The sequence below is a fragment of the Leuconostoc suionicum genome (genome assembly GCF_001891125.1).
Taxonomy (GTDB): Bacteria; Bacillota; Bacilli; order Lactobacillales; family Lactobacillaceae; genus Leuconostoc; species Leuconostoc suionicum.
Window position 1 is genome coordinate 918,221 of record NZ_CP015247.1, and the last position, 15,342, is coordinate 933,562.

Genomic DNA, 15,342 nt, shown 5'->3' on the forward strand with positions numbered 1-15,342 from the left:
ATGCCATTGTTAACAGTTTTGATTGGTGTTATTTTACTCGTATTTTTGATTACTAAATTCAAGTTGAACACTTTTTTATCGTTGGTCATTACAGCGTTTGTTGTCGGCTTAATTTTAGGTATTCCGGTTTCTGATATTTCAACAAGCATTGAGACAGGAATAGGTGGTCAGTTAGGTCACTTAGCAATTATATTTGGGTTTGGATCGATGCTTGGAAAGCTAATTTCCGACGCAGGTGGTGGCTTTCGAATTGCGCACCAGCTCATTGCGACTTTTGGAAAAAAACGCATTCAAATTGCTGTTATTATTACATCGTTTATTATTGGTTTGGCTTTGTTTTTTGAAGTTGGATTGGTCGTATTATTGCCAATTATCTTCGTCATTGCACGTGAAGTAAATATGCCTCTTTTGTACCTTGGTATCCCAATGGCTGCGACATTAAATGTTGCACACGGTTTCTTACCACCACATCCTGCACCGACTGCGGTATCACAGGTGTTGAATGCGCCTTTGGGTCACGTTTTACTTATTGGTATTTTAGTGTCAATTCCCACAATCATTATTTCTGGTCCGGTGTTCAATTACTTTTTGCATCGAGTATATCCGCAAGTTTATAAAAAAAATATTAATATTTCTGTTTTAGGTGAGTACAAAGAGTTTGAGTTGAAAGATACACCAAAGTTTGGTATTAGTGTTTTGACAGCATTATTACCAGTAATATTGATCAGTATTGCGACCATCTTATCATTTGTTTTGCCAGCTAAATCAGTCATTTATCAAATCGTCACATTTATCGGTGCACCTGATGTGGCTATGCTTATATCATTAATTGTTGCGATTTTCACCATGGGTATTTTCCGTGGATTGAATATCAAAGAAATTGGTGACGCAATGTCTGAATCGGTCAAACAAATTGCTATGATGTTGTTAATCATTGGTGGTGGTGGTGCCTTCAAACAAGTATTGGTTGATGGTGGCGTTTCTAAGTATATTGGTGATTTATTTGGACAAACTAATTTGTCCCCAATTCTTGTTGCTTGGTTAATTGCTGCTTTACTTCGCGTCAGCCTAGGATCATCTACTGTTGCTTCGATAACAGCAGCTAGTTTAGTTACTTCAGTTGTGTCCAACTCAAGTGTGAGTCCTGTATTAGTAGTTTTGGCAATTGGTGCTGGAAGTATATTTGCTGATCATGTTAATGATGCTGGATTTTGGATGATAAAAGAATATTTTGGCTTAACATTGAAAGAAACGTTCTTATCTTGGACGACATTAACCAGTGTTATCTCCGTTTCGGGCTTGTTATCGATTCTACTCGTGTCATGCTTTATGTAATGGAGCAAATTATTTATGTATGAAATAAGTTTAAATTAAGGAAAGTGGGTAATAAAATGGAACAAGCAGATTTTGGTGTTGTTGGATTAGCCGTAATGGGACGTAATTTAGCACTCAATATTGAGTCTCGTGGTTATCGAGTTGCTGTTTATAATCGTTCTCGCGAACGAACTGATGATTTAGTTCAAAAGCACGAAGATAAGGCATTTATCCCAAGCTATACTACAGAGGAATTTGCGGGGGCTATCAAAAAGCCTCGCCGAATTTTGCTGATGGTAAAAGCTGGAAAGGGTACGGATGCTGTTATTGATGAATTATTACCACATCTAGAAAAGGGTGACATGCTGATTGATGGTGGTAATACTTACTTCGAAGATACAATTCGCCGCTCAGATAAACTAGCTCAAGAAGGTATTAACTTTATTGGTATGGGTGTATCAGGTGGTGAATTGGGTGCATTGCAGGGACCATCATTAATGCCAGGTGGTCAACGCGAAGCATATGATTTGGTAGCCCCTATTTTGACGCAAATTGCAGCAAAAGCCCCAGAAGATGGTAAGCCAACCGTTACGTATATTGGCCCTAATGGTGCAGGACATTATGTAAAGATGGTGCATAATGGCATCGAATATGGTGATATGCAATTGATTGCAGAGTCCTATGATATTTTGAAGCGTGTCTTACATCTCAATCAAGAGCAATTATCACAAACTTTTTCTGGTTGGAATGAAGGAGAACTGAACTCTTATTTGGTTGAAATAACTGCTGATATTTTGACTCGAAAGGATGATTTAGGTACTGACAAGCCAATTGTTGATGTAATCTTAGACCGGGCCGGAAACAAGGGCACAGGTAAGTGGTCTTCTCAATCAGCGCTTGAAGTTGGAGCGCCACAATCATTAATAACTGAATCAGTTTACGCGCGTTATATATCAGCAATGAAAGATGATCGTGTTGCGGCTTCAAAAACATTGCAAGGACCAGACTATTCGTTTACTGGTGATGAGCAAAGTACGGTAGAGGACATTCGAAAAGCTTTATACTTTGGAAAGATCATGTCGTATGCACAAGGATTTGATCAACTTCGTATGGCATCAGAGCACTATGATTGGCATTTACCATTTGGAGAACTAGCACAATTATGGCGTGCAGGGGCGATTATCCGTGCCCAATTCTTACAACGCATTACGGATGCTTTTACAACGCAAGCAGATTTGCATAATTTGCTCTTAGATCCTTACTTCCAACATATTGCTGAAGAATACCAAAATGCTGCTCGTCGTGTAGTAGCACTAGCTGTTACCGCGGGTGTGCCAACGCCTTCATTGTCTGCCGCTGTGGCTTACTACGATTCATATCGTTCAGCTGTTCTACCTGCTAATCTCACACAAGCACAACGTGATTATTTTGGTGCTCATACCTATGAAAGAACGGATAAGCCTGCTGGAGAAATGTACCATTATCCTTGGTATGATGAAGCATGAAAAAAGACCGTCTTGGACGGTTTTTTATTTGAATGTACTTTCTTATTGCAAATATGCTACAATTCTCTACAAATATGATTTGTGGGGTGAAATAATAGAGGCATTTTGTCCTAAAAAATTACAAAGGACGGTGAAACAAAAATAATGACGATGTAAACATGGTATAATTATAGAAATAATATATTTTATTGGGGAGTTTGACTATATTGATTAATGACAGTTAAGCTGAAAAAATATATTATTTTATTCTTAATTCAGGGGGTATTGATTATTGAGCGGGAATAATCAAAAAGTCTCTAACGCATTTATTTATTTAGCTTTCATTATTTGTGTTTGGCTTATTTATTTTATATTTACGGTTGCTATATTAGTTTTGTTCTGCAACTTTAGTCGAGCAATCTTTCCTGCTCTGATAATATCTAGCATCCTAACATTATTGTTTGTCATAATACAGACTTCATTTAAGCATTTGAATTCAATTAATAACGAAGATGATTAAATTTAAAAAGCTGCCTTGTTAAGGTAGCTTTTTTGTTGTGTTTTTTTAAGAAATAAAACAACTTCCTGGATGATGATATTTATTACTAACTATTCAAATCAATCCAGTATCGACAAAATAATTTTCCTGTACTAGGTTCTTTGATGATGTTTTCAAGGACGCCACCATTGGATTCGATTGTCTTACGGCTAGCGATATTCCATTCTTCAGCGGTAACCAAGACAGGTGAAATTTTACGTTGCTGATAAATGTTCAGTGTTAATTCTAACATTTTCTTAGCTATTCCCTGTTGACGCCAGGCAGGGGCAACGCCGTATCCTATATGTCCTCCAAAATTAAGCAAGTGGTCATTTAACTGCCAGCGAGCTGATACGCCGCCTTTTATCAAACCATCCTCAATAAAAAAATAGTTGTTGGCGGGAACAAAATTATTAATACTATTATTTTTCATCTGCTCTAGATTAGCTAAATATTCAGCGAAGCTACCAGTAATAGGTTTGGCTACAGAAACAATTGTCGATTCAGTCGTCCAACTTTTAATCCAGTCGTTAAAAATGTTTTCATCGGATTGTTTTAATTCTCTAAAAGTCATTTGTTTCCCCCTTCATGTGATCGTAATCATTGAATATATTTACTAATGATTTTATCATACAATTTATGTAGTTTTATATATTCTTAATAATCATCATAAAAACTACTCTTGTAAGGTAATTTCCGCAAGTATAAGGAAAACAATTCAATGGATATGTAAGCGCTTACTTGATAAAATGTGAGTAGTTAAAGGAGGACTAAATATGTCTAAACGTTTATCTGAAGATTTTCTTTGGGGTGGTGCTGTTGCAGCTCACCAATTAGAAGGTGCGTGGCAAGAAGGAGGTAAAGGAGTTAGCGTCGCTGATGTTATGACGGTTGGTGGCCCAGACAAGGAGCGAAACATTACGAAAGGAGTTGTTCCAGGAGAATATTATCCTAATCATGAAGCGATTGATTTTTATCATCGTTACAGAGCAGACATTGCCTTATTTAAAGAAATGGGATTTAAATGTTTTCGAACTTCAATTGCATGGACAAGAATTTACCCTACTGGTGAGGAAAGCGAGCCAAATGAGGCAGGTTTAAAATTTTATGATGACTTATTTGATGAACTTATCAAAAATAATATTGAACCGGTCATCACGTTATCTCATTTCGAATTACCGTACCACTTGGTTACAAGATATGGTGGTTTCCGTAATCGAAAAGTAATCGATTTATTCGTTAAGTTTGCAACGACTTGTCTAAAGCGATACAAAGACAAGGTTAAATACTGGATGACGTTTAACGAGATTAACAATCAGGCTAACTATGACAATGATTTTCTGGTTTTTACAAATTCTGGGCTGCACTTTAACCCTGGTGAAAATCGTGAGGAGGGTATGTACCAAGCTGCTCATAATGAATTAGTAGCTAGTGCACGAGTTGTTAAAATTGGTCATGACATCAATCCCAATTTTCAAATTGGCTGTATGATCGCGATGGGACCTATTTATCCAGCATCTATGAATCCAGATGATGTTCTTGCAGCTCAAAAAAGCATGGAAAAAAATTATTTCTTTGCAGACGTGCATGTCAATGGTCAATATCCAGCATTTTTAACAAAATATTGGACTCGGAAGGGATTTAACATTGATGTTACCCAAGAAGACCTGGCAGATTTACAAGCTGGTACTGTTGACTATATTGGTTTTAGTTACTACATGTCACATGCAGTTAAAAAGCCAGAAGGGTTAAACTTTGATGACATGACACCAGAAAATAGCCAAGTACGTAATACCTATTTAGCAGCAAGTGATTGGGGATGGCAAATTGATCCTAAGGGGTTGCGTTACGCCCTGAATTGGTTTACAGATAAATATCATTTACCATTATTTATTGTTGAGAATGGGTTCGGCGCATACGATAAAGTTGAAGAAGATGGTACAATACATGATTCTTATCGTATTGCATATTTACAAGAACACATTCGGGAAATGAAGTTGGCGGTAGTTGAAGATGGCGTTGACTTGATTGGATATACACCTTGGGGATGCATTGACTTGGTTTCAGCCGGGACTGGAGAAATGGATAAACGATACGGATTTATCTATGTAGACAAAAACAACCAAAATGAGGGCTCATTGAAACGTAGCAAAAAGGATTCCTTTTATTGGTTTAAAGACGTTATCGCAACGAACGCTGAAAATATTAATTAAAAAGGAGAAACACGATGAAAAAAGCGTTAATTATTTGTGCAGCTGGTATGTCATCATCCATGATGGCAAAAAAAACAACTGACTATTTCAAAAATAAAAATATAGATATTGAAGTAGATGCGATTACTGCTACAGAAGGAGAAGATGCTATTCGTAATAGTGATTTCGATCTATTTCTGGTCAGCCCACAGACAACAATGTACCTTGAAGGTTTTGAAAAGATTGGAGATGAAGTTGGTAAACCTGTTGTTTCTATTCCCTTTAAAGCCTATATACCCATACCGACAGGTATTGAAGGCATGGCGAACTTAGTACAAGAGCATATTAATTAGCGATATGTATGATAAAGGTCGTGTGATGATGAGGAAAAAAGAGCGTGATTTACTAATCTATTTAGTAGATAATTCAGATCGTTTCGTAACCAGTGAGGAATTATCTACTCTTTTGTCACTGACACCTAGAACAATTCGTAATTATATCAAAATTTTGAAAGAAACCTTAGTCTCACAAGGTGCCCAACTTGATGCGAAACCCAGTTTAGGTTATCGTTTGCACATATCTCATCCCGTTACATTTGACTTATTTTTAAATAAAAACTATGAATTATCCCAGTGGTTAATTAATGAGGACAGCAATAATATTTCGGATCGTCAAAAGTATATTTTGAACAAACTTGTTATTGAAAATCAAAAATTTCTAATTGAGGACTTAGCTGAAAAACTATTTGTTACAAGAACCACACTTTCAAAAGATTTATCGATTATTCGCAAAGTGTTAATGCCATATCAAATTAGTGTCGAAAGCAAAGCCAATATTGGTGTCTTCATTACGGGATTAGAGCGCGATAAACGTCACTTTATTCTAGATTACTTTTTCAGTCATAGTGAAAATTCTATTCAACATTATATGAAAAACAAATCTTTCTTTAAGGCAATTAGTTTTGATCAAATTACGATTATTGTTCTTGATGAATGTCGAGAAGCTGGTATTCATTTAACAGACTTTACCATACAAAATATTGTTTTATACATTGCACTAAGCGTTCAACGATTGAAATGTGGCTTTGAATTACAGGCGGTCCAAGTTGACATTAATCCTGAAATCAGAAATGTTCGTGATGTTGCTAGAAAAATTTTTTCTCGTATTGAAAGTGGCCTATCATTAAAATTTCCGAAAAGTGAAGTAGATTATTTAACCATTCAATTAATGGCACAAGGGAAAAATATTAATATACAAAATGATGGTCCGTTACAACGGGATTTAGATATGATCTTACGACGAATTGAATTAGAAACCGACTACCCAGTTACTAAGGATTATGCTCTCAAGAAAAATATCATTGAACACCTAAAACCGATGGTAGTTCGCCTTGAGCAAGGTATTCAATTGAAAAATCCTTTGTTACAGGAAATAAAAACGAATTATTTAAGTGAGTTCATGGATACCAAGCGCTATATAAAATGGTCACCATATCTATCTCAGTTTGACATTAATGACGATGAAGTCGCTTATCTAGCACTTCATTTGATGGCAGCAGCAGAAAAATATAAAAATTTAAATAAACCAAGAGCCTTAATTATCTGCGCAACAGGGTATGGATCGGCACAGTTACTCAACAATCGTGTCGAAAAAGAATTTGGTATGTATTTAAACATTGTTGATATTAAAGGATATTATGAAGTTGATGACACTGCTTTAAGTAATGTTAATCTTATTATCAGTGCTATTGATCTGTCAACACGTGTTTTCAAGGTCCCCGTCATACAGGTAAGTATTTTTTTAACCGAAGCAGATGTTCAAAAAATAAATGAATTTTTAGATAATGAACAAATTCGAAATAAATATATTGCTGTAGAGAAAAAGCAGCCAAATAATAGCGTTTTAAATCATTTTGATCAATTTATTGATCAGTCAAGTTTTAAAATATGGCAGGTATCGCCTCATCGAAAGGAATTACTACAAGAGTTAACTAATATGCTGATGTTCAATGAACCTACCGAATTAAAACATGAATTTTTGGAACAAATTGATCAACGTGAACAGCTGAGCTCAATCGTTTTTAGTGATACTATTGCCGTTCCACATCCTGCTATGCCGATGAGTCGAGTACCTAAAATTGCTATTGGGATTATACCAAACGGTGTCAGGTGGTCTGATGAGTATCCAAGCATTCGGTTAGTTTTCCTGCTATCACCATCTTATCGGAGCAATAAGGGTCTAACAGAAACAACGCAGGCAATAGTAAAATTCACAGAAAATACTGAAGAACAGCGTCGATTAGTTGCCTCAAAAAATTTTTCAGAATTTCGGCATAATTTTCTGTTAATGATGAAAGGAGGTAAGTATATATGAAATCAGAAGACATTCAAGTTGTCGCTTTTGAAATTATTTTACACAGTGGAAATGCGCGCACAATGGTTCATAAGGCTTTTGAAGCTATGAGAGAAAAAAACTTTAAGTTATCTAACGAAAATCTAAAATTATCAAATGACGAATTACTATTAGCTCATAAATCGCAAACAAACTTATTACAAGAATACGCTGAGGGTAGTCATATTGATATGGAAATTATATTAGTCCATGCACAAGACCACTTAATGACAACGATGACTTTACGTGAGATGGCTATTGAAATGCAGACTCTTTATGAGGAGGTACAAGACATTGAAAAAAGGAATCAAACAAGGGCCAAAAAGGCCACAGGATAAGCAGTATGGTTTAGAGGTCGCAATCGAAAAAAATCGTACGGAAATGAGCCTCAAAAGCATGCAGTTTAATCGATTCATGTTAATTCGTTATGCCACGGCGTTCTTTCTGTTCGTAAACTTGTATTGGGCCATAATTATGTGGCAGACCCCAGTGGCACTAATACCTATTTCTTTAATGCTTATCGCTTCGCTAGCAATTATTGAACAAATTAAGTTGTTTGGACATCATACGAACCAACTGACTTATTCAAAAGTGTTTTTCAGATCACAGCTTATCGTGAATATCATTTTAATGGTGAGCATCCCAACATCGTTATTTACATTTTTTTACCAATTTATACAAAATACTGGTAGTAACCGCTTAGTGGTATTAATCCTGTTACTACTCAGTAGTAGCATACTTCTCATAGTTAACAAAAGGTTAGGCTTGATTGCAACAAATCACGATAAATACTACGCACGTTTGACAGCCTATCAGTCCGTTCTTAAAAATAATAAGGAGATGAAATAGTTATGGAAAATGGACCTATGTTTAATTTCCTACAAAAAGTGCTTTTGAAACCAATGACCAAAGTTTCACAATATAGAATTGTGAGGGCTATCATGGCTGCTGGTATGGCTTCAATTCCTTTTACAATTGTGGGATCTATGATATTAGTTTTGAATATATTACCGACAGTATTTCCGTTTTTAAATGATTTTTTCGATGCAACATTCTTTAAGTTTAGCGATTTGTACATGATTGCCAACACAGCAACCATGGGTATCTTAGCCATGTATTTTAGTTTAGCAATTGGTTTTCAATTAACTCGTATTATTCAAACAGAAGATAAACTAAAAGTAGCGCCATTAAATGGTGCCTTCTTATCGCTATTTGCATTCTTTATGTGCTTGCCAGAATTGGTTTTAAAAGGTGGAAAAATTGTTCTGCTAAATACCATATCCAAGGACGAAACAGTTATCAACGGATTTAGAATGACCAGCACAATCGACCGTGTTGGAACAAGTGGTATTTTCACAGCGATTATTATGGCTATTTTAGCAGTCTGGTTGTATTCATTCTGTGTGAAACATAACTGGACGATTAAAATGCCGGATGCTGTACCGGAAGGTGTATCAAGATCATTTACGGCATTAATTCCAACTTTCGTTATTGCTTTTGTTGTACTGGGTATTAATGGTTCCTTAGTGTTACTCGGTACTGACATTTTCAAAATGATTGCAATACCATTTAGCTTCGTCACAAGCATGACTAGCACCTGGCTAGGAATTATGGTGATTGAGTTCTTGATTCATGCCTTGTGGATTGTTGGTATTCATGGCGCTAACATTATTTCCGCATTCATTACGCCTATCTTCTTAGCAAATATGGTAGCAAATTCAAATGGGGCTAACATACCGTTTGCTGGAGAATTTAATAATGCCTTTGCTATCTTAGGTGGTTCTGGTGCGACACTTGGATTATGCATATTTATTACTTTACTAGCACGTTCCGAACAGCTCAAAGTTTTGGGTCGAGCTTCAATCGTACCATCATTTTTCAATATTAACGAGCCGTTAATATTTGGACTACCAATTGTTTATAATCCTTATCTAGCTATTCCATTTTTCTTGGCACCAATGGCAACAGCTTCCGTTGCTTATGCAGCCATTAACTTCCATATCATTCGACCAATTGTTATTCAAGCACCATGGCCATCCCCAGCCGGAATCGGTGCATTTATTAGTACCGTTGATTGGAAAGCAGCAGTCTTAGCAATAATCTGTGTTGTAATAGCTTTCATTATTTACTTACCATTTATCAAAATATATGATACTAAGTTGTACAATGATGAGCAGGGGAAAACGCAAGTACAGCCTTAATGACGAGGCATCAAAATACTGGTCTGTGTTTAGTAACAGACTGGTATTTTTTATATTCTCGACTGGCTGATTTGTGAAAGGTAAATTTCATCAGTAAGAATATCACTTAATGATAAACTTATGTGAAAAATAGAATGAATTACTTACATTTAATAGAAAATTTATGATACAATAATGCTTGTGCTAGGGGCGCCAAAATGGCTGAGAAGAACCCTTCGAACCTGAACTGATTAACATCAGCGTAGGAAAGTGCTACATTTTTTAACGTAGCATTTTTCTCTAGGTGAGGAAAATGTTTTTTTATTGCATAAAATGACTTGTTGAAAGGATTTTTTTGAAAAATGAATAATAATCACTAGGGGCGTCGCAAAGACTGAGATGATGTATATCGGTCCCTTTGAACCTGATCTAGTTAATACTAGCGTAGGAAAGTGACCAATATTTGATAACGACATGTACTGTTGTCAAAAGTGTCCTTTTTTATGTATTTAAGGGCACTTTTTTTATTGGGAAAGGAATTTGATTATGATGTGGCAGGTTCAGCTGTATTTCTGGCCTGAGAGCTTGCAAATAATATGACCGCCAATGTCTATTCATAGATGGTGGTTTAACTATGCTCTAATCGAAATTAACACAATCATTAAAATATAAAAATACAATGGAATATTAAAAAGGAAATCATAATGAATAAAAATGTTAAGTTAACAAAAATAATGGTCGTTACAATTATGATAGCGCTAGATATCGTGTTATCTCCAATTTTTAGAATTGAAGGAATGGCACCAATGTCCAGTGTCATGAATATTATTGCTGGTGTAATTCTAGGACCAGTATATGCAGTTGTTATGGCAGTAGTCACTGGAATAATAAGAATGCTAATGTTAGGTATACCCCCATTGGCTTTGACTGGTTCAATCTTTGGCGCCTTCGGTGCAGGTATCTTGTATAAGTATGGCCGAAATATGTATTGGTCAATGTTTGGAGAATTTCTTGGGACTGGAATTATAGGATCGTTAATTTCAGTTCCGGTGATGGTCTGGTTTACTGGACAACAACAAAACTTGTACTGGTTTGTGTATACACCTCGTTTTGTGGGTGCAACTATAATTGGATCAGTAATCACTTATTTTGTTTTAGGAAATTTGCTAAAAATCAATTCCTTTAAAGAAATTCAAGGAATGTTTGTTGGGTAGCGTAGCTATGAAAAATGAATTAATAAAAATTAAATCAATTTTACCTTTGCAAAAGCCGCCGTTAGTACATTGCATAATCAATGATATTACGTTAGAAACGGTGGCTAATACTATATTGTATCTTGGTGGTAAACCTATTATGAGTAGTGATACCCGTGAGTTTTCGTCATTATTTGAGTCAACAGATGCATTACTACTAAATATGGGCCGACTTAATGAGTCACACGAACAAAGTCTCCGTCAAGCTAGCTCTTTAACAGATATGACTAAAAAACCGACTGTTGTGGATCTAGTAGGCTATGGTATTACTAATGAACGAACAAAGTTAGGAATTGCTATGGCACATAATCATCCAACGGTTATCAAAGGAAATACTTCAGAAATTAGAAGATTTGTCGGCCTACCATCGTTAGCAAAAGGTATTGATGGTACTAGCTCTGATCAGCATGATCAAGCGTTAAAAGATCTCATTTTTTCTTTGAAACAAATAACAACGGATTATGCCGATACTGTGTTTCTGGCAACAGGAAAAAAGGATGTCATTGTTCAAAATGATAAACACCTTATTTTAAACAATGGCGTCGATGAATTGAATAAGTTTGTTGGGACAGGAGACATGGTTGGCGCAATGATAACTACACTTCTCGGGGTCGGTAAAGATCCATGGGTTGCCAGTCAATTTGCAATTAGCTACCTCAATATAGCAGCTGAAAAAGCACTGTTACTAACAAACGGAGGAATGGAAAACTTTAGACGAGAAGTTCTTAACCAAATTGATTTGTTGTGCAATGATCCGCAATGGGTGTTTAACATTAAATATTCATGATTAAAAAAATAGCAATTAAGTCAATGAAATGTTAAGCATAAAAGCATGTTATTGATATAAAGTATTAATATACCAATAGGTTACTAATATATATCTACTAACTATAAACTGCCTACTATCAATTAGTTTGCAAACGTATTATAGTTATTATAGTGAACAAAACAAATAATTATGGAAATGAGGTTCTATCATGAAAGTAACAATTTTTGGTAAAGGCAATATGGGACAGGCAATCGGAGCTAATTTTGAAAAAGCTGGCAATGATGTCAACTATTTAACTTCAGAGGGTACAGCTACGAGCCTTAGTGAATTAGTTATTTTGGCTGTGCCTTATCCTGCTTTAGACACAATCGCTCAACAATACAAACAAGAATTAAAAGGAAAAGTTGTTGTTGATATAACAAATCCCTTGAACTTTGAGACATGGAATGAATTAGTTGTTCCCGCTGATAGTTCAGCAGCAGAAGAACTACAAAATAAGTTGCCAGATAGCATAGTACTTAAGGCATTTAATACAAATTTTGCTGCTACGCTACAAAGTGGAACGATTGGTGAAAATACAACAACCGTTTTGGTAGCAGGAAATGATGAAGGGAAGGAGCTATTTATCGAGGCTTTGAATGATAGCGATTTAAATGTTCTTGATGCGGGTCAACTTAATCGAGCTCGCGAATTAGAAGCAACTGGCTTTCTACAGATGACCTTGGCAGCTAGTGAACAAATTGGCTGGACAGGTGGCTTTTCAGTTACTAAGTAAATTCCAAAATAAAAAGCAACTATTTCAAAGATAGTTGCTTTTTATTTTGCACAGTATATTCATCCGAAAAATGTATATGCTTTAATTTTATTGTTCCAGCAAAGCTTTTCTTTTGTCTGGATTTTTGTCAAGATAGAAACTGCCCCAGTCAGCCATCGAATCAATAACTGGACGCATACTTTGTCCTAAGGTTGATAAACTATACTCTACTCTAAGAGGTACTACAGCAAAGACCTGACGAACAACGAGGCCGTCTTCTTCCATCTCTCTCAAACTTTGCGTTAACATTTTTTGACTAATACCGGCTACACTAATTTTTAATTCTGAAAAGCGTTTTGTTCCAGGTAAAAGATCACGAATAATTAATACCTTCCATTTGCTGCTGAGTAGATCAATAGTCGTTGCTACAGGGCAGATGCCATTTTGTTCCAATAATTTTCTAGACATAATGATTATCCTTTTTAGTTTGAAAGATACTTAAAGTGTGTAGGTTACTTTTAGTACGTTTTAATTATTATAGGCTTTCTTTGATGATAAGGCAAATAACTACAACATATAATCAATCATTTTTTTAAGTTGGAATGTATTATTTGCAATATATATCGTATGCGATATAATATTTCCCAGGAGGTTATGATATGAATAAAGATGAACATCTTTACGACGAATTGTGCTTGTCAATATACAATACAAATCGTTATTTTCATCATCTGTACGGTTATGTACTAGAAAAATATGATTTATCATATTTGCAATATATGAGTTTACTGATTATTTATAAACAGAATTCGGTGAAGCTAATGGATATCGGTGCCGAACTTGAGTTGTCAAGTAATACATTGACACCTGTAATTGAGAAACTTGTCAATAAGTCTTGGATTGTTAAGGTGCAAAGTTCACAGGATAGACGCGTCAAGGTCTTAAAAATGTCTGATCAGAAAGCAACTACTTTTGAACGTATTTTGTCTGAAATCAGAATTATGCGTGACAACCTAATACATCAAGTTGGACGTCCAATTGAAGAAGTATTGCGAGAAAATCAGGCACTTAATCAGGTCTTAAAAAAGATGATACAAGAAAAAGAGGTATGAAAATGGATTATGATGTTATTTTTATTGGTAGCGATCATGCTGCATGGCACGGGGCACAAACGTTAGCTCGCTCAGGAAAAAAAGTAGCCTTAGTGGAAGAAAATAAGGTTGCTGGTACATGCACAAATTTTGGTTGTAACGCCAAGATATTGTTAGATGGTCCCGCTGAAATGATACATCATTTGCATCATTACCACGGTATCGGAATTAATGACACGCCTAACATCATTTGGCCAGAATTGATGGCTTATAAGCATCAAGTGATTGATCCTTTATCAGGAGTTTTAGCACACAAGCTTTCTGTTGATGGAATTGATATTATCAATGGACACGCCAAATTTTTAAATAACGAAAAAATTATTGTTGCTGATCAAGTTTACCAAGCTGAAAAATTTGTGATTGCTACTGGCCAGCGACCTGCAAAACTACCGATTTCAGGTTCAGAGTTTATGAAGGACAGCACGGACTTTCTAGACTTACCTGATATGCCGAAGTCAATTCTATTCGTTGGCGCGGGTTATATTGCGATGGAATTTGCTTCAATTGCATATGCCGCCGGGAGTGATGTCACTTTAATTGAATACGGGGACCATGCTTTAAGTGGATTTGATGAAATCTATTCTCAAAAAGTCGTAGATGATATGACAGAAAGGGGCATCCATTTTACGTTTAAACAAGCTGTTTCAAGTGTATCATTACTTGAAAATGGGCAGTATCAAGTTAATACAGCGCAGGGAGAAACCTACCATGTTGATTACGTTATGGATACAACAGGTCGTGTGCCCAATATTGAGGAATTAGCCTTAGACGACATTAATGTTTTGTATGATAAGCAAGGTATTTTAGTTAATGATCATTTACAAACTTCTGTTGACAATATTTATGCCAGTGGCGATGTGATCTCTAAAACAATACCAAGATTAACACCAACCGCTACTTTTGAATCGAATTATATTGCCAGTGTATTATTAGGTAATCAGGAGCCCATAAATTATCCTGTAGTGCCAACAGTCGCCTTTACATTGCCTCGTGTAGCACAAATAGGGGTAACCATTGATGAAGCGGCTAAGGATGATAACTTACAAGTGCATGAAATTCCTTATGGGAGAGTTATGCGATTTCAGACACTAAACGATGTTCACGCAGCAATTAAAATCGTAGTGAATAAAAACCAACAGTTGGTTGGTGCAGCTTTAATTGGTGATTTTGCCCCAGAGGTTGTCAATGCACTTGTTCCTGTGATTAATCAGCAGTACACAAGTTCGGACATTACCTCACAAATTTATGCGTTTCCAACTGCCTCAGGTATTATATTGCCAATGATTGCAAATTATTTAGCCTAAGTAAGGAGACCT

At 35.8% G+C, this 15,342-nt stretch carries 15 protein-coding genes and 2 riboswitches; of the genes, 13 read left to right on the top strand and 2 right to left on the bottom strand.

The genetic code is table 11. The features are described 5' to 3' along the window. Window positions 1-1,335: a gluconate:H+ symporter gene (locus A6B45_RS04520; RefSeq protein ID WP_072613545.1), complete on the top strand. Its 1,335-nt coding sequence runs from the start codon at window positions 1-3 to the stop codon at window positions 1,333-1,335. Window positions 1,336-1,391: 56 nt separating this feature from the next. Continuing rightward, the gene (gene gndA, locus A6B45_RS04525; RefSeq protein WP_072613546.1) at window positions 1,392-2,819 is read left to right on the top strand and encodes an NADP-dependent phosphogluconate dehydrogenase; all 1,428 of its coding nucleotides are present in this window, start codon (window positions 1,392-1,394) and stop codon (window positions 2,817-2,819) included. A gap of 584 nt (window positions 2,820-3,403) precedes the next feature. On the opposite strand, the gene A6B45_RS04535 is transcribed toward gndA, so the two are convergent. Then, entirely contained in the window at window positions 3,404-3,910 is a 507-nt protein-coding gene (locus tag A6B45_RS04535; protein WP_072613548.1) for a GNAT family N-acetyltransferase, read from the bottom strand. A 202-nt stretch (window positions 3,911-4,112) separates the two neighbouring features. On the opposite strand from A6B45_RS04535, the gene A6B45_RS04540 reads away from it, so the two are divergent. The 9 genes from A6B45_RS04540 to A6B45_RS04580 all read left to right on the top strand — a co-directional run bounded on the left by A6B45_RS04540 (window position 4,113) and on the right by A6B45_RS04580 (window position 12,896). After that, window positions 4,113-5,549, top strand: a complete 1,437-nt coding sequence (locus A6B45_RS04540) for a 6-phospho-beta-glucosidase (RefSeq protein ID WP_072613549.1) — start codon at window positions 4,113-4,115, stop codon at window positions 5,547-5,549. 14 nt (window positions 5,550-5,563) lie between these two features. After that, window positions 5,564-5,881, top strand: a complete 318-nt coding sequence (locus tag A6B45_RS04545; protein ID WP_072613550.1) for a PTS cellobiose transporter subunit IIB — start codon at window positions 5,564-5,566, stop codon at window positions 5,879-5,881. 28 nt (window positions 5,882-5,909) lie between these two features. Further along, a complete protein-coding gene (locus A6B45_RS04550) occupies window positions 5,910-7,901 on the top strand; it encodes a BglG family transcription antiterminator (RefSeq protein ID WP_072614479.1) in 1,992 nt (663 codons plus the stop codon). Next, window positions 7,898-8,257, top strand: coding sequence for a PTS cellobiose transporter subunit IIA (locus A6B45_RS04555; protein WP_010284241.1), 360 nt, complete (start codon window positions 7,898-7,900; stop codon window positions 8,255-8,257). The genes A6B45_RS04550 and A6B45_RS04555 overlap by 4 nt, the downstream gene beginning before the upstream one ends. After that, entirely contained in the window at window positions 8,214-8,768 is a 555-nt protein-coding gene (locus tag A6B45_RS04560) for a sugar transporter (protein WP_081371165.1), read from the top strand. Before A6B45_RS04555 ends, A6B45_RS04560 begins: the two co-directional genes overlap by 44 nt. Before the next feature lie 17 nt (window positions 8,769-8,785). Then, window positions 8,786-10,120, top strand: coding sequence for a PTS cellobiose transporter subunit IIC (gene celB, locus A6B45_RS04565; protein ID WP_173674461.1), 1,335 nt, complete (start codon window positions 8,786-8,788; stop codon window positions 10,118-10,120). A gap of 175 nt (window positions 10,121-10,295) precedes the next feature. Next, a riboswitch (TPP riboswitch) is annotated at window positions 10,296-10,385 on the top strand. 82 nt (window positions 10,386-10,467) lie between these two features. After that, a riboswitch (TPP riboswitch) is annotated at window positions 10,468-10,567 on the top strand. 236 nt (window positions 10,568-10,803) lie between these two features. After that, complete coding sequence (gene thiW, locus A6B45_RS04570) at window positions 10,804-11,313, top strand: energy coupling factor transporter S component ThiW (protein WP_072613553.1); 510 nt, start codon at window positions 10,804-10,806, stop codon at window positions 11,311-11,313. Window positions 11,314-11,320: 7 nt separating this feature from the next. After that, complete coding sequence (locus tag A6B45_RS04575; protein WP_072614480.1) at window positions 11,321-12,139, top strand: hydroxyethylthiazole kinase; 819 nt, start codon at window positions 11,321-11,323, stop codon at window positions 12,137-12,139. 190 nt (window positions 12,140-12,329) lie between these two features. Beyond that, entirely contained in the window at window positions 12,330-12,896 is a 567-nt protein-coding gene (locus A6B45_RS04580; RefSeq protein WP_072613554.1) for an NADPH-dependent F420 reductase, read from the top strand. Between the two features lie 87 nt (window positions 12,897-12,983). Here the strand turns inward: A6B45_RS04580 and A6B45_RS04585 are convergent, their stop codons facing one another. Next, window positions 12,984-13,343 carry a winged helix-turn-helix transcriptional regulator gene (locus A6B45_RS04585; RefSeq protein WP_072613555.1) on the bottom strand — a complete coding sequence of 120 codons (360 nt, stop codon included), beginning with the start codon at window positions 13,341-13,343 and terminating at the stop codon, window positions 12,984-12,986. Window positions 13,344-13,534: 191 nt separating this feature from the next. Between A6B45_RS04585 and A6B45_RS04590 the strand changes: the two genes are divergently transcribed. Together A6B45_RS04590 and A6B45_RS04595 are read left to right on the top strand one after the other, a co-directional pair. Beyond that, the gene (locus A6B45_RS04590) at window positions 13,535-13,987 is read left to right on the top strand and encodes a MarR family winged helix-turn-helix transcriptional regulator (protein WP_072613556.1); all 453 of its coding nucleotides are present in this window, start codon (window positions 13,535-13,537) and stop codon (window positions 13,985-13,987) included. Between the two features lie 2 nt (window positions 13,988-13,989). Then, complete coding sequence (locus A6B45_RS04595) at window positions 13,990-15,330, top strand: dihydrolipoyl dehydrogenase family protein (protein ID WP_072613557.1); 1,341 nt, start codon at window positions 13,990-13,992, stop codon at window positions 15,328-15,330. Window positions 15,331-15,342: the final 12 nt, after the last annotated feature.